Consider the following 19,246-nt stretch of genomic DNA (forward strand, 5'->3'; position numbering starts at 1 on the left):
CGGCCTGCCCGAGCAACTGACGGAGGCCGATGGCACCCGGGTATGGCAGGCGCGCTACAAAGTCTGTGGCAATACCCTGGAAGAAGTGCGCGAACCGTACTATATCGAAGAGCAGAACCTGCGCTTTCAGGGGCAGTACCTGGACCGCGAGACGGGGCTGCACTACAACACGTTTAGGTTCTATGATCCGGATGTGGGGCGGTTTACCACGCCGGACCCGATTGGGTTGATGGGTGGGGTCAATCTTTATCAGTATGCGCCGAATCCCGCAGGCTATGCCGATCCCTTAGGTCTTAGCTGCGGCTCGCCAAAAAGCTTTGCCAGAAAAAATACGATAACTAAAAGATGGGTCGGAAAGCTATCCGGAAGAAAACCTGCTGACGTCGACAGCTATCTAACTGCCCGAGGATGGATAAAAACCTACCCACAAGCAGCCAGGCCCGATGCAATTCAACATGTTCAATTTTTCCGCGCTACAAAATCCGGCACTACCTATAAACTTGACTATCATCCGGGGAGCAGCTCAGCCCAATCCAACATTCACGGAAATGACTATTGGAAAATATACAGGACTAACAAATTTGGAGAGGATATAGTGCTCGGTAGAATTGGATACGGTAATTTCAAAAAATATGATCTAATCAAAGACTCTCCGGTTTATGTTAGTGGAAATCTAATGAATGGAGGCATTAAAAAATGATTGATTTTACTGCGGATATAAAATCCATGTACTCCGCGGCGAATATATTTCTAGGAGATAATATCTCCATGTATACCGATGAGTTGTATACAACTCATCAGGTTGAGATAAAGAAATACAGCCTTCCAAATAATAAAGTGAGATTTGCTTATGTGGTTGACGGCACCATTACAATAGCGACCCTTCCTAACGGTACAATATTTTCAATTGGTTGTAATAGTCATTATCAAGGGTTTTATAGAGGTATACTTTCTACTGGCATGTCGTTTTCCAAAATACAAAAACTTACAAAGCGTCAACGTATTTTAAATGGCACCATAATTATTGATGATGATTTTGGGTTTTTCTACGTACTACCTGCTCCTTATGATGAGATAGCTGATAGTATTGTAGATATACCTCAAAAATTAATTCTCGATGAAGCGTATATCTCCGACCTATCATTCCTAGAATGAGTGAGCCTACTCTGACATAAAAATGCAAATTCTCGCATCAAAGGGTAACTCAACACCCGCAGCGAATACGACCGGTGCGGACGCCTGCGCTCACGGGTGCGCCGCCCGAACAACCAGCCGGTAATGCTGTCCGCCGCCTGGGAGAAATACTTCGAATACGATGTCCTCGACAACCTGATCGAGCGTGACGAACGCGATAACCCCGCCCGCCGCGACCAGCGTCAACACCTGCACTACGACGCCACGGACCGGATCATCGCCACCCAGGAGAACCCACGGGGCCATAGCGAAACCTTCGCCTACGACGCCGCCGCCAACCTGCTCAACGGCCAGCAACAGAGCGCGGGGCTGAACCACCAGTACATTCCCCAACGTGCAGGATCGAAAGTCGCCCACGAAGACTGGAACCTGACCAAAGCAACGCCTTGGGGGCATGAGTCGATGGACAAATATCGCCATACAGGTTGGGACTTGGTAACAGTTATAAAAACCACAGGGCAATGGTAAAGCCTTCTAACAGGAGAAGATATGAGCGAGTTGACGGACTTCCACGTGTTCTGGGGTATTGCAATGGAGGTTTCAGAAAAGCATTCGGCCTCCATGGAAGCGGACGGCGCCGAAGATTTCGTCAAAATCCTTTACGACGAATATGTCGGACAGGGAGCCACAAAAAATAAAAAAAATGGTTAACCAAGCGCTTGCACACTGAATTTCTGTGCCTGGATACAAAACCTGAATGGGTTGGCGAACCCGCGTGGTTGTATCACCAGCGGCAGCCTATGGTATTTCTGCATCAATTCAGCGTTCCACCCTCAGCACAGCATCTGAAAGAGAAAATATCTCTGGGTGATACTCTTTACGTTTTCGGTTCAAAACATATCTTTGAAAATCGGTCAGACAGTAGCTGGACTGTTATTTATCGAACTGTAATACAGAATTTCGAAGGCAGTACGATGGATGAAAACCAATACTAAAAAAGTAAACCCGAAGCAGAACAACACTGAATAAAATTAATTTCTCAGCACACAAAAATGGACCGTAATGGGGACGACCGTAATGGGGACAGATTCATTTTTCAGCTTGCACCTCCACCTCACCAGCGTAGTCACCACAGTCAAGCTGGTTGCGCTACGCGCCATACCTGGCGCACCAATAAAAAATGCCAGTGAGCTTAACTGACTGGCATTAGCCCCGAAGGGTGGTGTTACTCAGCGAGCAGTCGAAACGCGCTTAAACGCCCGACGCCTTAGCTGCTGCGACGTCCTTGATGGACAGCTTGATACGGCCACGGTTGTCCACGTCCAGCACCAGTACTTCAACTTCCTGCCCTTCCTTCAGGATGTCGGTCACTTTCTCTACGCGAGCGTCGCTCAGCATGGAGATGTGTACCAGACCGTCCTTGCCCGGCAGGATGTTGACGAACGCGCCAAAGTCAACGATGCGCTCGACCTTGCCGACGTAGATCTTGCCGATTTCAGCCTCGGCGGTGATGCTCAGGACGCGTTGGCGTGCAGCCTCGGCAGCTTCCTTGCTTTCACCGAAGATCTTGATCGAACCGTCGTCTTCGATATCAATCGAAGCCTTGGTTTCTTCGCAGATCGCACGGATGGTCGCGCCGCCCTTACCGATGACATCACGGATTTTGTCGGTGTCGATTTTCATCGCGATCATGGTTGGGGCGTTTTCCGACAGCTCGGTACGCGATTGACCAATGATCTGGTTCATCTGGCCGAGGATGTTCAGGCGCGCTTCCAGGGCTTGGCCCAGGGCGATTTCCATGATCTCTTCGGTGATGCCCTTGATCTTGATGTCCATCTGCAGCGCGGTAACGCCCTTGGCGGTACCGGCTACCTTGAAGTCCATGTCACCCAGGTGGTCTTCGTCACCCAGGATGTCGGTCAACACGGCGAATTTCTCGCCCTCTTTAACCAGACCCATGGCGATACCAGCAACCGGCGCCTTCATCGGCACACCAGCGTCCATCAGGGCTAGGGAAGCACCACAGACCGAAGCCATGGAGCTCGAACCGTTGGATTCAGTGATTTCCGATACCACACGGATGGTGTATGGGAACTCGGCGGCATCCGGCAGCATGGCCTGGACCGAACGGCGCGCCAGGCGACCGTGACCGATTTCACGACGACCGGCACCGCCCATGCGACCACATTCGCCCACCGAAAACGGCGGGAAGTTGTAGTGCAACATGAAGGGGTCTTTTTTCTCGCCTTCCAGGGTGTCCAGCAACTGTGCATCACGGGCGGTGCCCAGCGTGGCAACAACCAGGGCCTGGGTTTCGCCACGGGTGAACAGGGCCGAACCGTGGGTCTTTGGCAGAACACCGACTTCGATGTTCAGAGGGCGCACGGTGCGGGTGTCACGACCATCGATACGTGGCTTGCCGTTGACGATGTTTTCGCGAACGGTGCGGTATTCGATTTCACCGAAAGCGGCTTTGACGTCGCTCGAGGAAGGCTGGCCTTCTTCGCCCGACAGTTTGGCAACCACCTGGTCTTTCAGTTCGCCCAGGCGAGCGTAACGGTCGGCCTTGACGGTAATGGTGTAGGCCTGGGAGATCGCTTCGCCGAACTCGGCGCGGATAGCACCCAGCAGTTCGCTGGCTTCTGCCTGGGGAGCCCAGGTCCAGGTGGGCTTGGCAGCTTCGGCGGCCAGCTCTTTGACCGCCTGGATAACCACTTGGAATTCGTCGTGGGCAAACAGCACGGCGCCCAGCATCTGGTCTTCGGTCAGCTCTTTGGCTTCCGATTCAACCATCAATACGGCTTCCGAAGTACCGGCCACGACCATGTCCAGGCTCGAGGCTTTCAGTTGTTCGTAAGTTGGGTTCAGCAGGTAGCCGGTGCTTTCGTGGAAAGCCACGCGAGCGGCGCCGATCGGGCCGTCGAAAGGAATACCGGAGATGGCCAGGGCCGCCGAAGTGCCGATCATCGCAGCGATGTCCGGATCGGTTTTCTTGCTGGTGGAGACGACGGTGCAGACAACCTGCACTTCGTTCATGAAACCTTCAGGGAACAGCGGGCGGATCGGACGGTCGATCAGGCGCGAAGTCAGGGTTTCTTTTTCGGAAGGACGGCCTTCACGCTTGAAGAAGCCGCCAGGGATCTTGCCGGCAGCGTAGGTCTTTTCCTGGTAGTGCACGGACAGAGGGAAGAAGCCCTTGCCCGGATCCGCTTGCTTGGCACCGACAACGGTCACCAATACGCTGACGTCGTTGTCAACGGTGACCAGCACCGCGCCGGAGGCCTGACGAGCGATACGGCCAGTCTCGAGGGTAACGGTCGACTGACCGAACTGGAATTTTTTGATTACCGGGTTCACGGTGTCCTACCTTCTTTTGTGGCTCTTGGGGGAACTTGTCTTCTTGCGAAATTCTTGGGCAACGCCGGGAATCGGCCCGACTGTCATTGTCCGGATGCTATCTTCGGGTAAAGCAGGTACTCAGATAAAACCAGTGGCCTGGGCGGTTAAGTTCGTTAGCTCGAATTCGCAGGCCACACGTCCATGGCCAAGGCGCTGTGACGAGTCATAGCCGGTTATGGCAAGGAGCAGTAGCACCGATCAGGGGCTGGTGGCACTGAAATTGACTCACAGCACTAGCCACACAGACCACTAAAGGCCGGAAGCTTGCCATGTGCCGGCGAACAACCCGCTGACACACAGCAAACAACCAGCTTTAGTGCCATCGCTGATTAGCGACGCAGACCCAGGCGACCGATCAGAGCGCTGTAACGGCTTACGTCTTTGCCTTTCAGGTAGTCCAGCAGCTTACGACGCTGGTTAACCATGCGGATCAGACCACGACGGGAGTGGTGATCTTTACCGTTGGCCTTGAAGTGACCTTGCAGTTTGTTGATGTTGGCGGTCAGCAGTGCAACCTGCACTTCTGGCGAACCCGTATCACCAACAGCTTGCTGGTAGTCGGTAACGATTTGAGCTTTTTCTTCAACGCTGAGAGCCATGAGGCAATCCTTTTATCAGGAAACTGTTTCAAGAAAACAGTTTCAACAGGCCAGGGACAAATCCCTGTATCTATAAATGAGCAGTGACCGCGCCTGTTGACAGCCACCCTCGCCAACCCGCTATGACGCGGGCTGGTTTCGGTCATTCTGACCGAATCAGTCGACGCGGCGCGATGCGCCCGTCTTCGCTCACTTCACCGATACCGATAAAGCGACCGTTATGATCCTGCACCCGTACCATGCCGAACTTCGGCGCATCCGGGGCACGTACCGGTTGGCCGTTGAGCCAATAGAACGCGCTGTGTTCCGAGAATTGCAACAACGGCCAGTCCTGCAGACCGCTGTCTGACGGCATCAGGAAGCGGTCGACTGCCTCATTGCCACCTTCGGCGTGCACCGCTTCCAGCTCTTCGAGCGTGACCGTCTGCGCCAGGGTGAAAGGTCCGGCCTGGGTCCGTCGCAGTCTGGCAACGTAGGCGCCACAACCGAGTTTCTCACCGATGTCCTCCACCAGGGTACGGATATAGGTACCCTTGCTACAGTCCACCGCCAGTTGGGCAGTATCACCCTCGCACGCCAGTAATTCCAAGCGCGTAATAGTAACAGAACGCGGTTCGCGCTCCACTACTTCCCCCGCACGAGCCAACTTGTAAAGTGGCTGTCCGTCACGTTTGAGCGCCGAGTACATCGGCGGTATCTGGCTGATTTTCCCACGAAAATCCGGCAAGAGCGCCTCGATATCGACACGACCAACGGTCACCGGGCGGGTCAGCAGAACCTCGCCTTCGGCGTCCGCGGTGGTGGTGGTCTTGCCTAACTGCATCAGGGTTTCATAACCCTTGTCGGAATCGAGCAGGTATTGCGAGAACTTGGTCGCCTCGCCGAAGCACAACGGCAGCACGCCGGTGGCTAACGGATCGAGGCTACCGGTGTGACCGGCCTTCTCGGCGTTGAGCAACCAGCGAACCTTCTGCAGCGCGGCATTGGAGGTAAACCCCAGTGGTTTGTCGAGCAGGATGATACCGCTGACGTTACGACGGATACGCTTGACCTGAGCCACCGATTACTCCCGGTCGTCTGCTGGAGGGTTGCCTTCCGGCGCCCCATCGCCGACATGCTGGCTGTCTTCGGCCACGGCACGCTCGATCAAGGCCGACAGATGCGCCCCACGCACGACGCTTTCGTCGTAGTGGAAGTGCAACTGCGGCACGCTGCGTAGCTTCATCTCGCGGGCCAGTTGCATGCGCAGGAAGCCCGCCGCCGCGTTGAGTACCTTGATGCTCTGGGCGATATCGTCCGGGTTGTCCTGGCCCATCACGGTGATGAAAATCTTCGCGTGGCCGACATCACGGCTGACGTCGACAGCGGTGATGGTGACCAGGCCGACGCGCGGGTCTTTGACTTCACGACGGATCAGTTGCGCCAGTTCACGCTGCATCTGATCGCCGATACGTTGGGTACGGCTGTATTCTTTTGCCATGTCTTGTTACCTGTTACTGCCCCACGGTGAAACCCGTGTGGTCTGAAAGCGGCAAACGCCCGGCCAGGCAGAAGCCGGACCGGGCGTTGCGTTTAGAGTCCGCGACGACCCGGACCGCCAAGTGCGGTGGGCCAGTGCGGCTCTTGAAGCGTGCGAGTCAGAGGCTGCGAGCAACCTGAACCTTCTCGAAGACTTCGATCTTGTCACCGACCTTGACGTCGTTGTAGCTCTTCACGCCGATACCGCATTCCATGCCGGCACGCACTTCGGAGGCGTCATCCTTGAAGCGGCGCAGGGACTCCAGCTCGCCTTCGAAGATCACGATGTCTTCACGCAGCACGCGGATCGGACGATTACGGTGCACGGTACCTTCGATCACCATGCAGCCGGCGATTGCACCGAATTTCGGCGAACGGAACACGTCGCGAACTTCGGCCACGCCCAGGATGTTCTCCCGGACATCGCTGCCCAGCATACCGGTCAAGGCTTTCTTGACGTCTTCGATGATGTCGTAGATCACGTTGTAGTAACGCATATCCAGACCTTCCTGCTCGACGATCTTGCGTGCACCAGCATCGGCACGCACGTTGAAGCCGAACAGTACCGCGCTGGAGGCCAGTGCCAGGTTGGCGTCGGACTCGGTGATACCACCGACGCCACCACCGACCACACGCACTTGCACTTCATCGTTACCCAAGCCGTTGAGCGCGCCTTGCAGCGCTTCCAACGAACCACGGACGTCGGATTTGAGGACGATGTTGAGCGTCTTCTTCTCTTCCTGGCCCATGTTCTCGAAGATGTTTTCCAGCTTGCCGGCGTGGGCGCGAGCCAGCTTGACTTCGCGGAACTTGCCTTGACGGAACAGCGCCACTTCGCGGGCTTTCTTCTCGTCGGCCACCACGCTCATCTCGTCGCCCGCGTCCGGAGTCCCGTCCAGGCCGAGGATCTCGACCGGAATGGAAGGACCGGCCTCTTTGATCGACTTACCGTTCTCGTCGAGCATGGCCCGTACACGGCCATAGTTCGAACCGACCAGAACCATGTCGCCCTGGCGCAGGGTACCGTCTTGGACCAATACGGTTGCCACCGGGCCACGACCTTTGTCCAGACGCGATTCAACCACTACACCACGGCCAGGCGCCGAAGGCGTTGCCTTGAGCTCCAGGACCTCGGCTTGTAGCAGAACGGCTTCGAGCAGTTCGTCAACGCCAGTACCGACTTTCGCCGAAACCGGAACGAACGGCGTGTCACCACCCCACTCCTCCGAGGTCACGCCGTGAACCGACAGTTCGCTACGGATACGATCGAGGTCAGCACCTGGCTTGTCGATCTTGTTCACCGCAACCACCAGTGGCACACCCGCCGCGACGGCGTGCTGGACCGCTTCGATGGTCTGCGGCATCACGCCATCATCCGCCGCCACTACCAGGATCACGATGTCGGTCGCCTTGGCACCACGGGCACGCATGGCGGTAAACGCCGCGTGACCTGGGGTGTCGAGGAAGGTGACCATGCCACGCTCGGTTTCAACGTGGTACGCGCCGATGTGCTGGGTGATGCCGCCGGCTTCGCCCGCCGCTACCTTGGCGCGACGGATATAGTCGAGCAGGGACGTCTTACCGTGGTCGACGTGGCCCATGACGGTCACGACCGGGGCACGCGAGAACGCCTCACCTTCGAACTTCAGGGACTCGGCCAGGGAATCTTCCAGGGCGGTGTCGCTGACCAGGGTCACTTTGTGGCCCAGTTCTTCAGCAACCAACTGGGCAGTTTCCTGATCCAGTACCTGGTTGATGGTGGCCGGAGTGCCCAGCTTGAACATGAACTTGATGATTTCAGCCGCTTTGACCGACATCTGCTGAGCGAGATCGCCGACAGTGATGGTCTCGCCGATCTTCACTTCACGCACGATAGGGCCGGTTGGGCTCTGGAAACCGTGGGCATTGCGTTTCTTCAGCTTGGCCTTGCCGCGACCGCCACGACGGAAACCGTCGCTCTCTTCGTCGGTAGTGCGCGGAGCCACACGTGGCGCCGGCGCCTTTTCCTTGACCGAAGCACGATGCGGGGCGTTCTTGCGTTCGCCATCGCCACCACCGCTACGACGATTGCTATCGTCGGCGCGAGGCTTGTCCGGGCGGCGCGGTTCTTCACGCTTGCGGGTGTCGGCTGCAGGTGCGGGTGCGGCAACCGGTGCTTCACGCACAGGTTCGGCAGCCACCACCGGTGCGGCAACCGGCTCAACCGAAGGGACCGCCACCGGAGCAGGAGCAGGCTGTTGACGCGCCTCTTCTTCGGCGCGACGCTTGGCTTCTTCTTCAGCCTTGCGGCGAGCCGCATTTTCCACGGCGCGACGTTCTTCCAGCTCGCGCTTGCGTTCGGCTTCGATTTCTTCCGGGCTGCGTTGTACGAAGACTTTCTTCTTGCGTACTTCAACGCTGATGCTCTTGCTACCCGCAACACGCAGGGTGCTGGTGGTCTTGCGCTGCAATGTGATCTTGCGCGGTTCTTCCACTTTCGCCTTGTGGCTGCTTTTCAAGTGAGTCAGCAAAGACTGCTTCTCACTGTCGCTCACACCTTCATCGGCGGCGGTGTGCGGCAGACCTGCCTCACGCATCTGCTGCAACAGGCGCTCTACCGGTGTTTTGACCTCATCGGCCAGTTGTTTCACCGTGACTTGCGTCATGCACTTCTCTCCTCAGGCCGCGCCTAATTACTCGAACCAGTGGGCTCGGGCGGCCATGATCAACTTGCCGGCACGATCGTCGTCGATGCCGTCGATGTCGAGCAGATCGTCAATAGACTGCTCGGCCAGGTCTTCGCGGGTAATTACGCCGCGCACCGCCAGTTCCATCGCCAAATCCTTGTCCATACCCTCAAGCGAGAGCAGGTCTTCGGCCGGATGGGCGTCTGCCAGCTTTTCCTCAGTAGCGATGGCTTTAGTCAACAAGCGATCCTTGGCACGAGCGCGAAGCTCGTTGACGATGTCTTCGTCAAAGCCGTCGATGTTGAGCATTTCTTCCAACGGTACGTAGGCAATCTCTTCCAGGCTGGTGAAACCTTCATCGACCAGCACCTGTGCCAGCTCTTCGTCGACTTCCAGCTCGTCGATGAAGTTGCGCAGGATGTCACCGGTTTCTGCCTGTTGCTTAGCCTGGATGTCCGATTCGGTCATCACGTTCAGGGTCCAGCCAGTCAGCAGGCTGGCCAGACGCACGTTCTGACCGCCGCGACCAATGGCCTGAGCCAGATTGTCTGCGCCGACAGCGATGTCCATGGCATGGGCATCCTCGTCAACGATAATTGCCGCGACTTCAGCCGGCGACATGGCGTTGATCACGAACTGCGCCGGGTTATCGTCCCACAGGACGATATCCACACGCTCGCCACCCAACTCGCCGGACACGGCCTGGACACGCGAACCACGCATGCCGATGCACGCGCCCTGCGGGTCGATGCGCTTGTCCTTGGAGCGGACGGCGATCTTGGCACGCGAGCCTGGATCACGGGAGGCGGCCATGACTTCGATCAGCCCTTCGGCGATTTCCGGCACCTCGATGCGGAACAGCTCGATCAGCATTTCCGGCGCGGTACGCGACAGGATCAGCTGAGGGCCACGGTTCTCGGTACGGATTTCCTTGAGCAGCGCACGAACCCGCACACCGACCCGGAACGTCTCGCGGGAAATGATGTCCTCACGCGCCAGCAACGCCTCGGCATTGTTACCCAGGTCAACGATGACGTTGTCGCGAGTGACCTTCTTCACGGTACCGGGGATGATTTCCCCCAGGCGCTCACGATAGGCGTCGACGACCTGAGCACGCTCGGCCTCGCGGACTTTCTGCACAATGACTTGCTTGGCGGTCTGAGCAGCGATGCGACCAAACTCGATGGACTCGATCTTTTCTTCAACAACATCGCCGACTTGTGCGCCAGGGTGGGTCAACGCGACCTTGCTTGGCCAGGTTTCCACGGCCGGATCATCCAGATCGGCCTCCTCGACGACAGTCCAACGACGGAAAGTCTCATAGGCACCCGTGTGGCGATTGATTTCCACACGCAGGTCGACTTCGTCCTCAAAACGCTTTTTGGTAGCAGTGGCCAAGGCCACTTCTAGTGCTTCAAAAATTACGCTTGCCGGTACACCCTTTTCATTGGATACCGACTCAACAACCAGCAATACTTCTTTGCTCATCGTACGCCTCGCCTTTCGCAAGCCATTGGATCCGCGGGATCCGCGTCTCAGTCAAAACTGGGAATAATGTTGGCCTTGTCGATCAAATCGATCGGCAACAGAAACTCGTGATCTTCTACCTGCACCACAATGTCCTGTTCTTCCACTCCGCGCAGAAGGCCCTGAAAATTACGTCGACCTTCAAAGGGCGAGCGCAACCTTATTTTCACTTGATCACCGGCATGCGAGGCAAACTGTTCAAGGGTGAACAGCGGGCGTTCCATGCCAGGAGAGGAAACTTCAAGCGTGTATTCAGTGGTGATCGGATCTTCGACATCCAGCACGCCGCTGAGCTGGCGGCTGACAATGGCGCAGTCATCTACCAGTACACCACCTTCTTTATCGATATAAACGCGCAACACGGAATGGCGGCCTTGAGCTGAAAACTCGATACCCCAGCATTCATAGCCAAGGGCCACGACCACTGGGGCCAACAAGGCCTGCAACTGTTCTAGCTTGCTCGACACCTGAACCCCCTCGTGCATGTACGTGCATGCTATTGAAATAAACAAAAAATGGGCGAATCGCCCATCCCTGAAACGCCGTCGAACAGCGGCGTCATAAAGTGTCCAGCTAACAAAAAGCCCCTGAAAAGGGGCTCCGCTAAAACTGGTTGCGGGGGCCGGATTTGAACCGACGACCTTCGGGTTATGAGCCCGACGAGCTACCAGACTGCTCCACCCCGCGACAAAGCTGGGGCGGAAGTATACGACCGATCCCCTACAGGGTCAATGTAACCTTCCACCTACAAGAAAGCCCGCGACAGCGGGCTCTCTTGATAATTGGTACCGAGAAGGGGACTCGAACCCCTACACCCTATGGGCACAACCACCTCAAGGTTGCGTGTCTACCAATTCCACCACCTCGGCAGTACAACATTTACAACATGAAACCCGTTTTACTTCTGCCCAGTCGCCGGAGGTACGTCAGTCGCTGGAGTAGCCGACTTTTGCTCCTGGAGCACCGGTACATCATCAGATGCCGGTTTTTGCTTTGGCGCTTCCAACACCGCAGGACTAGGCAAACCTACTTGAGTCAGCTCATGAGCTTTCTCTTTAGCAAAGTAACCTAACCCCAAGCTGGTTATGAAAAAAGCTGCGGCAAGTATAGCAGTAAACTTACTAAGAAAGGTAGAGGAACCTTGGCTTCCGAACACAGTATTTGAAGCACCTGCCCCGAAAGACGCACCAGCGTCCGCACCTTTACCCTGTTGCAGCAGCACCAGAGCAACAACGCCCAGCGCACCCAACAGATGAAGAACGATCACGACTGTTTCCAGCATTTTTTCAGTTTCCCGCGGCACGACAAATCGCACCGAACTCATCTGCATTCAGGGACGCTCCACCAATGAGCCCCCCATCGATATCCGGCATGCTGAACAGTTCGACCGCATTGGCCGCCTTCACGCTGCCGCCGTATAGAAGCCGCACACCTTGTGCGACCTCAGAATTCTCTGCCGCCAACTGCGCACGAATGGCCGCGTGCACATCCTGCGCTTGTTGCGGCGAAGCTGTCCGCCCGGTGCCAATGGCCCAAACCGGTTCGTAAGCGATAACGGCCTTGGAAAAAGCACCGATACCCAGCTCCTCGATAATACTATGCAACTGACACGAAACCACTGCCATCGTCTCGCCGGCTTCGTGCTGCTCCAGGGTTTCCCCTACACAGAGCACCGGGATCAAACCACAAGCCTGTGCCGCCGCGAACTTGCGATTCAGAGTGGGATCCGTCTCACCTATGATCAGGCGCCGCTCGGAGTGCCCCACCAGAACCAAGGCGCAACCTGCATCGACCAACTGGCTCGGCGCAATCTCACCGGTCAGAGCGCCCTGCATGGAGTCTATCGCAGCGTTCTGCGCACCGACCGAAATCGACCTGCCTTTCAAACCTTCAATCACTTGATTGATATGCAGGCAAGACGGGAATACCGCAACATCAACAGCACTCGGTAGGGCCAGATTGCGCAGCCCTTCGATCAGCTCAGCGACGCTGGCGCGGGTACCGTGCATTTTCCAGTTACCAGCTACCAATGGGCGACGCATGCTGTACCTCGCAGGTCAAAGTGGGCGCAGATATTACCCAACCAGATCATCACTGGCAAGCCGAATTCAGGCGCAAACTTCAGCAACCAGTTTTGCCAGAGCCTCGGCGTGGCCGCGAACCGAAACTTCATCTTCGCCCTCGACCATGACACGCACCAACGGCTCGGTTCCCGACTTGCGCAACAGCACGCGTCCGCGCCCCTGCATGGCCTCGGTCACGCGCTCACAAGCCGCCGTCACCTGCGGATGCTTGACCGGATCGATGTCACCGCCGAAACGCACATTGAGCAGTACCTGCGGACACTTGCGCAACGCCTGGCGCGCCTGGGCCAGGTTTTCGCCGCGACGACGCACCGCCAACAGGACCTGCAGCGCCGCGATGATCGCGTCACCGGTGGTCGTATTGCTCAGGCACAAGATGTGCCCGGAGTTCTCCCCCCCCACCAGCCAGTTGCGTTCGAGCAGTTCGGCGATCACGTAGCGGTCTCCGACATTGGCACGCACAAACGGGATATCCAGCTCCTTGAGCGCCAGCTCGAGCCCCAGATTGCTCATCAGGGTCCCGACCACACCGCCCTTCAATTTGCCCCGCTCGGCCAAGTCTCGGGCAATGATGAAGAGCAACTCGTCACCATCGACCACGGCACCGGTATGGTCGACCATCAACACCCGATCACCGTCGCCGTCGAAGGCAATGCCCAGATCGGCCTTCTCGGCCAGCACGGCAGCCTGCAGCGGCTTGATATGGGTCGAACCGCAGTTATCGTTGATGTTCAGCCCGTTGGGTTGCGCAGACAGGGCGACGACATCCGCCCCCAGCTCGCGGAACACACTCGGAGCGACCTTGTAGGTGGCACCGTGCGCGCAATCGAGCACGATCTTCAGGCCCGACAAGCTGGTGCCAGTCGGGACGCTGCTCTTGCAGAATTCGATATAACGACCGGCCGCGTCATTGATCCGTGAAACCTTGCCGAGCTTTTCCGAATCGACCACGGTCATCGGCGCATCAAGCAATTGCTCGATCATCAACTCGACTTCATCTGGTAACTTGGTGCCCTCGCCGGAGAAGAACTTGATGCCGTTGTCGTCATGGGGATTGTGAGAAGCACTGATGACAATCCCCGCCTCGGCGTGAAAAGTCCGTGTCAGGTAGGCGATGGCCGGTGTTGGCATCGGCCCCAGCAGCAACACATCGGCGCCTGCGGCCGACAGGCCGGCCTCCAGGGCGGACTCGAACATGTAGCCGGAGATGCGCGTGTCCTTGCCGACCAGTACCCGGCAGGTGCCCAGCTTGCGGAACGCCATGCCAGCGGCCCAGCCCAGCTTGAGCATGAAATCAGGGGTGATCGGGTATTGCCCGACACGACCGCGAATACCGTCGGTGCCGAAATATTTCTTTTTCATAAGTACTCCATCGTTCTTATTCAGCCGCTTCAACGGCAGCAAGCATGTTGACGACGTCGACCGTCTCGGCCACATCGTGCACTCGCAAAATCCGTGCGCCCTTGCTCATTGCCAGCGCCGCCAGCCCCAAACCACCATACAGGCGTTCACCCACCGGACGCCCGAGAGCCTGGCCGATCATGCTCTTGCGCGAAACGCCTACCGACAGGGGCCGCCCAAGTGCATGCAAGACTTGCAGGTGTTTGAACAGGCTGAGGTTGTGCTGCAGAGTCTTGGCGAAGCCGAATCCTGGGTCAAGAATGATCCGTTCAGCCGCAATACCTACCGTTTCGCACTGACGCATGCGTTCGACAAGAAATGCCCGCACTTCTTCAGTGACATTCCCATAGTGCGGATTGTTCTGCATGTCGCCCGGCTCCCCGAGCATATGCATCAGGCACACCGGCAACCCGGTAGCCGCCGCCGCGTCCAGCGCGCCATCGCGTCGAAGGGCGCGCACATCATTGATCAGACCCGCGCCGAGGCGTGCCGTTTCGCGCATCACCGACGGTGTCGAGGTATCGACCGAAATGACCACATCCAGCTCTCGATGGATACGCTCGACAATCGGCGCGACCCGCTCCAACTCTTCCAGCGGCGATACTGCACGCGCTCCAGGCCGAGTCGACTCGCCGCCGACATCGATCAGCGTCGCGCCCGCTTGCACCATGCCCTCGGCATGCCGCAAAGCCGCTTCCAACTGACTGAAACGCCCACCATCGGAAAAGGAATCTGGGGTGACGTTGAGAATGCCCATGACATGCGTCCGGGCCAAATCGAGAACCCGGCTGCCACATGGCAACCGGGTCGGGGACTTCGCGAGTGTCATTTCAAACCTTAGCGATCAGCAGCAGGACCACCGATCGGCGTTTCGGGACGCTCGTTCAGCACAACCGGCGGAGTGCCCGAAGTACCCGAACCACCTTCCCAGTCACGCGGCTCGCGGGGCACGCGACCTGCCATGATGTCGTCAATCTGCTCGGCATCGATGGTCTCGTACTTCATCAGCGCATCGGCCATCGCGTCAAGCTTGTCGCGGTTATCGGTGAGAATCTGCTTGGCGGTGCCATAGCACTGATCAATGATACTACGCACTTCCGAGTCGATCAGCTTGGCCGTATCGCCGGAGAAGCTGGTGCTCTGACCGCCACCGCCGCGTCCCAGGAATACCTCCTGGTCTTCATCGGCGTACATCAGCGGACCCAGCTTCTCCGACAGGCCCCACTTGGTGACCATGTTCCGGGCAATCTGGCTGGCACGCATGATGTCGTTGGAAGCACCGGTGGTAACGCCGTCGAAGCCCAGGGTCATCTCTTCGGCGATACGACCACCGTACAGCGAGCAAATCTGGCTGATCAAGGCCCGTTTGGACAGGCTGTAGCGGTCTTCTTCCGGCAGGAACATGGTCACGCCCAGCGCACGACCGCGCGGGATAATCGAGACCTTGTAGACCGGATCGTGCTCGGGCACTACCCGACCGACGATCGCATGACCGGCTTCGTGGTAGGCGGTGTTCTGTTTTTCTTTCTCGGACATGACCATGGATTTGCGCTCGGCGCCCATCATGATTTTGTCCTTGGCCAGCTCGAATTCCTTCATTTCGACAATGCGCTTACCGGTACGGGCAGCGAACAGCGAGGCCTCGTTAACCAGGTTGGCCAGGTCGGCGCCGGAGAAACCCGGCGTGCCACGGGCAATCACCGCCGGAGCGACGTCGTCGCCCATTGGCACCTTGCGCATATGGACCTTGAGAATTTGCTCGCGACCGCGAATATCCGGCAAGCCGACTACCACCTGGCGGTCGAAGCGGCCTGGACGCAGCAATGCCGGGTCCAGCACATCAGGACGGTTGGTCGCGGCGATGACGATGATGCCGTCATTCATTTCGAAGCCGTCCATCTCCACCAGCAACTGGTTGAGGGTCTGCTCGCGCTCGTCGTGACCGCCACCCATGCCGGCACCACGATGGCGACCGACCGCGTCGATTTCATCGATGAAGATAATGCACGGTGCGTGCTTCTTGGCTTGCTCAAACATATCGCGCACACGGCTGGCACCGACACCGACGAACATTTCGACGAAGTCGGAACCGGAAATGGTGAAGAACGGCACCTTCGCCTCGCCGGCGATGGCCTTGGCCAGCAAGGTCTTACCGGTACCTGGAGGACCGACCATCAGCACACCGCGCGGGATACGACCGCCCAGACGCTGGAATTTGCCCGGATCGCGCAGGAACTCGACCAGCTCACCGACTTCTTCCTTGGCTTCGTCGCAGCCGGCAACATCGGCCAGGGTAGTTTTCACCTGGTCTTCGGACAGCAGTCGTGCCTTGCTCTTGCCGAAACTCATCGGCCCACCCTTGCCGCCGGCACCGCCCTGCATCTGGCGCATGAAGAACATGAACACCGCAATGATCACCAGGATCGGGAAGCTGGCCACCAACAACTGGGTCCAGATGCTCTGCTGTTCAGGCTGCTTGCCCTCGACCACCACGTGGTTGTCCACCAGGTCGCCGATCAAGCCATTGTCCTGGATCGCCGGGCGGATGGTCTTGAAGTTGTCGCCATCGTTGCGCTTACCGGTGATCACGTAACCGTCCACGGCAACGCGTTCGACCTTGCCATCCTTGACCTGCTGGATGAAGTCGGAATAGTTGAGGGTCTGGGGCTCGTTAGGGCTGGAGAAGTTGTTCATCACCGTCACCAGGACAGCCGCAATGATCAACCACAGGATCAGATTCTTTGCCATATCGTTCAATTAACTACCCTCTGAAGCCAGCTCCGCTTGTGGCGCGCGCTTCGCATGATATTCACCGGCATAACTTACTACATTACCTACAGCTTCGCAGGCGCCGTCTGTAACCCTTTGTGAAACATTGACTACACGATATTCGTTTATGTTCACGAGGCGAAATGCGAAATTCCTATCACCCCGGTAAAAAACCTCGCCTTACTCGCTCCGCCCACGAAAGCCGCGACCCAGCAAATACTGCTCGCGGGAGCGATCGCGGGACGATGCTGGCTTGCGTGTCTGTACCTTGTCGAACTGCTTGCGAAAGTTCTTGTGGTACTCGTCGAAGCCCTCACCCTGGAAAACCTTGATCAAAAAATCACCACCGGGACGCAAGACACGTCCGGCGAGATCAAGTGCCAGCTCGCAAAGGAACATCGAACGCGGCATATCCACTTCGGGCGTACCACTCATATTGGGGGCCATATCGGAAATCACAAGATCAACCTCGCAATTTCCGACAGCTTCAAGGATCCGCGCCAGTACGGCGTCCTCGGTAAAATCGCCCTTGATGAAGGTCACATCGGGGATGCTGTCCATATCGAGGATATCGGAAGCGATCAGTCGCCCTTGGCCGCCAATCAGACGACTGGTCACTTGCGACCAGCCACCCGGCGCGGCGCCGAGGTCGATCACACTCATGCCCGGACGGATAATCCGGTCCTTCTCCTGGATCTCCAGCAGTTTATAGCTGGCACGGGAGCGGTAGCCGTCCTTTTGCGCCTTTTTGACGAATGGGTCGTTGAAATGCTCTTTCAGCCAGTTAAGGCTAGTCTTGGAACGGGCCACGGGCCACCTCGAAAAAATAGTCGAATCGCGATTAACTGGGCGGTCCCGGACTCGCTCGGGTAAACTGGCCGCCGCTTTTTTACAAGATCAGACGCAGGGGTCAGATTATGCCGCTCACTCAAGAGCAGAAGAAACAGTACAAGTCCATCGGCCACCATCTGAAACCAGTATTGACTGTGGCTGACAACGGTTTGACTGAAGGTGTGTTAGCCGAACTCGAACGCGCGCTGAGCGATCATGAACTGATCAAGATCAAGCTCAACATCCTCGATCGCGAAGCTCGCCTGGCGAACATCGCCGAACTGTGCAAAGTCGGCAAAGCTGATCTGGTGCAGGTCATCGGCAAGATGGCACTGATTTATCGCAAGAATTTCAGCGTCAACAAGCAGTTGTCGAACGTTCACCGCTTCAAGTGATGTAGACAAGGGGTCAAGGGTACGCTTCGCGTGCCCTGCGGCTCTCGCCAGGGACGGGCTGCAGGGCAAGCACCAGGCCAGACAAGCCAAGCACCAGATAACTAAACAACTGCCAGCGCAACGCCTCCGGCTGCCAGTACCGCACCGCGTAATACATCCCACACGCATACAACGCCATCAGCAGCAACTGTCCGCGAATATCGCGCCACAGGCTTACCCATCCTTTGGCCTGAACCAACACCAGCACTTGCACGCTCACACAGACTGCGGCAAATCCCACCAATAAAGAGCCCAGCACGCCGCCAATTTCATTGATCAGCAGCGGCGCCAGGCCGATCTGTGCCAGAACCGGCAACAGCCCAACATGAAGTAACCACAGGCCACCGACCCAGAGTATCTGGGCCAGTTGCCAGAGCATCGCGCCCACAGGCAGCGGGCGCCGTTGCTTAGATGTGGCGGACTTCGACAATCTCGTACTCGATCACGCCGCCGGGCGTCTTGACGGTCACGACATCACCTTCTTCCTTGGCGATCAGGGCACGGGCGATGGGCGAACCCACCGAAATCTTGCCCAGTTTGATATCAGCCTCATCCTCGCCAACGATATGGTAGGTCACGCTTTCGTCGGTTTCGACGTTGGCGATCTCGACCGTGGTGCCGAAAATCACCTTGCCGGTATGCGCGATGGTGGTGACATCGATGATCACCGCATTCTGCATGCGGCCCTCGATATCACGGATGCGCGCCTCGACCATCCCCTGCTGCTCGCGGGCAGCATGGTACTCGGCGTTTTCCTTGAGGTCACCCAGTTCGCGGGCCGTGCCGATGTCCTGGCTCAGCTTCGGACGGACAACCTTGGTCAGGTGAGCGTGTTCCTCTTCCAGGGCCTTGGCCCCCTGAACAGTCATTGGGTACTTGGTTAT

General features: G+C 57.4%; 19 protein-coding genes, 2 tRNA genes and 1 pseudogene. 5 read left to right on the plus strand and 17 right to left on the minus strand.

Features of this window, described 5'->3' with window-relative positions:
• The 4 genes and pseudogenes from AWM79_RS25690 to AWM79_RS25425 all read left to right on the plus strand — a co-directional run.
• Nucleotides 1–700 (plus strand): RHS repeat-associated core domain-containing protein (locus AWM79_RS25690; protein ID WP_279615806.1); only part of this gene is annotated, 700 nt, incomplete at its 5' end.
• Nucleotides 697–1,155, plus strand: a complete 459-nt coding sequence (locus AWM79_RS18360) for a hypothetical protein (RefSeq protein WP_060783480.1) — start codon at nt 697–699, stop codon at nt 1,153–1,155. The genes AWM79_RS25690 and AWM79_RS18360, both read left to right, overlap by 4 nt.
• Nucleotides 1,156–1,494: 339 nt before the next feature.
• Nucleotides 1,495–1,662 (plus strand): annotated as a pseudogene (locus AWM79_RS26125) (type IV secretion protein Rhs); the annotation flags it as partial.
• 21 nt (nt 1,663–1,683) lie between these two features.
• Complete coding sequence (locus tag AWM79_RS25425; protein ID WP_176987409.1) at nt 1,684–1,845, plus strand: hypothetical protein; 162 nt, start codon at nt 1,684–1,686, stop codon at nt 1,843–1,845.
• A 540-nt stretch (nt 1,846–2,385) separates the two neighbouring features.
• On the opposite strand, the gene pnp is transcribed toward AWM79_RS25425, so the two are convergent.
• The 15 genes from pnp to rlmE all read right to left on the minus strand — a co-directional run bounded on the left by pnp (nt 2,386) and on the right by rlmE (nt 17,907).
• Nucleotides 2,386–4,491, minus strand: coding sequence for a polyribonucleotide nucleotidyltransferase (gene pnp / locus AWM79_RS18375; protein WP_060783482.1), 2,106 nt, complete (start codon nt 4,489–4,491; stop codon nt 2,386–2,388).
• 371 nt (nt 4,492–4,862) lie between these two features.
• Entirely contained in the window at nt 4,863–5,132 is a 270-nt protein-coding gene (gene rpsO, locus AWM79_RS18380) for a 30S ribosomal protein S15 (RefSeq protein ID WP_002555121.1), read from the minus strand.
• A gap of 142 nt (nt 5,133–5,274) precedes the next feature.
• Complete coding sequence (truB, locus tag AWM79_RS18385) at nt 5,275–6,192, minus strand: tRNA pseudouridine(55) synthase TruB (RefSeq protein ID WP_060783483.1); 918 nt, start codon at nt 6,190–6,192, stop codon at nt 5,275–5,277.
• Nucleotides 6,193–6,195: 3 nt separating this feature from the next.
• Nucleotides 6,196–6,612 (minus strand): 30S ribosome-binding factor RbfA, encoded by a 417-nt coding sequence (rbfA, locus tag AWM79_RS18390; protein WP_060783484.1) that lies wholly within the window; start codon nt 6,610–6,612, stop codon nt 6,196–6,198.
• 157 nt (nt 6,613–6,769) lie between these two features.
• Nucleotides 6,770–9,295 carry a translation initiation factor IF-2 gene (gene infB / locus AWM79_RS18395; protein ID WP_060783485.1) on the minus strand — a complete coding sequence of 842 codons (2,526 nt, stop codon included), beginning with the start codon at nt 9,293–9,295 and terminating at the stop codon, nt 6,770–6,772.
• Nucleotides 9,296–9,322: 27 nt separating this feature from the next.
• Nucleotides 9,323–10,804: a transcription termination factor NusA gene (gene nusA / locus AWM79_RS18400; protein WP_060783486.1), complete on the minus strand. Its 1,482-nt coding sequence runs from the start codon at nt 10,802–10,804 to the stop codon at nt 9,323–9,325.
• Between the two features lie 47 nt (nt 10,805–10,851).
• Nucleotides 10,852–11,310: a ribosome maturation factor RimP gene (gene rimP, locus AWM79_RS18405; protein WP_026013295.1), complete on the minus strand. Its 459-nt coding sequence runs from the start codon at nt 11,308–11,310 to the stop codon at nt 10,852–10,854.
• 143 nt (nt 11,311–11,453) lie between these two features.
• A tRNA-Met gene (locus AWM79_RS18410) sits at nt 11,454–11,530 on the minus strand.
• A gap of 96 nt (nt 11,531–11,626) precedes the next feature.
• Nucleotides 11,627–11,712 (minus strand) — tRNA-Leu (locus AWM79_RS18415).
• Between the two features lie 29 nt (nt 11,713–11,741).
• The gene (secG, locus tag AWM79_RS18420) at nt 11,742–12,125 is read right to left on the minus strand and encodes a preprotein translocase subunit SecG (protein WP_017133092.1); all 384 of its coding nucleotides are present in this window, start codon (nt 12,123–12,125) and stop codon (nt 11,742–11,744) included.
• Between the two features lie 4 nt (nt 12,126–12,129).
• On the minus strand, nt 12,130–12,885 hold the full coding sequence (tpiA, locus tag AWM79_RS18425; RefSeq protein ID WP_060783487.1) for a triose-phosphate isomerase: 756 nt from the start codon (nt 12,883–12,885) through the stop codon (nt 12,130–12,132).
• Nucleotides 12,886–12,951: 66 nt separating this feature from the next.
• The gene (gene glmM / locus AWM79_RS18430; RefSeq protein WP_017133093.1) at nt 12,952–14,289 is read right to left on the minus strand and encodes a phosphoglucosamine mutase; all 1,338 of its coding nucleotides are present in this window, start codon (nt 14,287–14,289) and stop codon (nt 12,952–12,954) included.
• Nucleotides 14,290–14,305: 16 nt separating this feature from the next.
• Nucleotides 14,306–15,157 (minus strand): dihydropteroate synthase, encoded by an 852-nt coding sequence (folP, locus tag AWM79_RS18435; protein WP_060783488.1) that lies wholly within the window; start codon nt 15,155–15,157, stop codon nt 14,306–14,308.
• Between the two features lie 8 nt (nt 15,158–15,165).
• Nucleotides 15,166–17,076: an ATP-dependent zinc metalloprotease FtsH gene (gene ftsH, locus AWM79_RS18440; protein WP_060783489.1), complete on the minus strand. Its 1,911-nt coding sequence runs from the start codon at nt 17,074–17,076 to the stop codon at nt 15,166–15,168.
• 201 nt (nt 17,077–17,277) lie between these two features.
• On the minus strand, nt 17,278–17,907 hold the full coding sequence (gene rlmE / locus AWM79_RS18445) for a 23S rRNA (uridine(2552)-2'-O)-methyltransferase RlmE (RefSeq protein ID WP_017133096.1): 630 nt from the start codon (nt 17,905–17,907) through the stop codon (nt 17,278–17,280).
• Nucleotides 17,908–18,014: 107 nt separating this feature from the next.
• Between rlmE and AWM79_RS18450 the strand changes: the two genes are divergently transcribed.
• Nucleotides 18,015–18,323: a YhbY family RNA-binding protein gene (locus AWM79_RS18450; RefSeq protein WP_017133097.1), complete on the plus strand. Its 309-nt coding sequence runs from the start codon at nt 18,015–18,017 to the stop codon at nt 18,321–18,323.
• Between the two features lie 13 nt (nt 18,324–18,336).
• Here AWM79_RS18450 and AWM79_RS18455 read toward each other — a convergent pair whose 3' ends face one another.
• Both AWM79_RS18455 and greA read right to left on the minus strand, forming a co-directional pair.
• On the minus strand, nt 18,337–18,741 hold the full coding sequence (locus tag AWM79_RS18455; RefSeq protein ID WP_017133098.1) for a hypothetical protein: 405 nt from the start codon (nt 18,739–18,741) through the stop codon (nt 18,337–18,339).
• A gap of 28 nt (nt 18,742–18,769) precedes the next feature.
• On the minus strand, nt 18,770–19,246 hold the full coding sequence (gene greA / locus AWM79_RS18460; RefSeq protein WP_026013297.1) for a transcription elongation factor GreA: 477 nt from the start codon (nt 19,244–19,246) through the stop codon (nt 18,770–18,772).

The organism is Pseudomonas agarici, assembly GCF_001543125.1.
In the GTDB taxonomy this organism is placed as follows: Bacteria; Pseudomonadota; Gammaproteobacteria; order Pseudomonadales; family Pseudomonadaceae; genus Aquipseudomonas; species Aquipseudomonas agarici.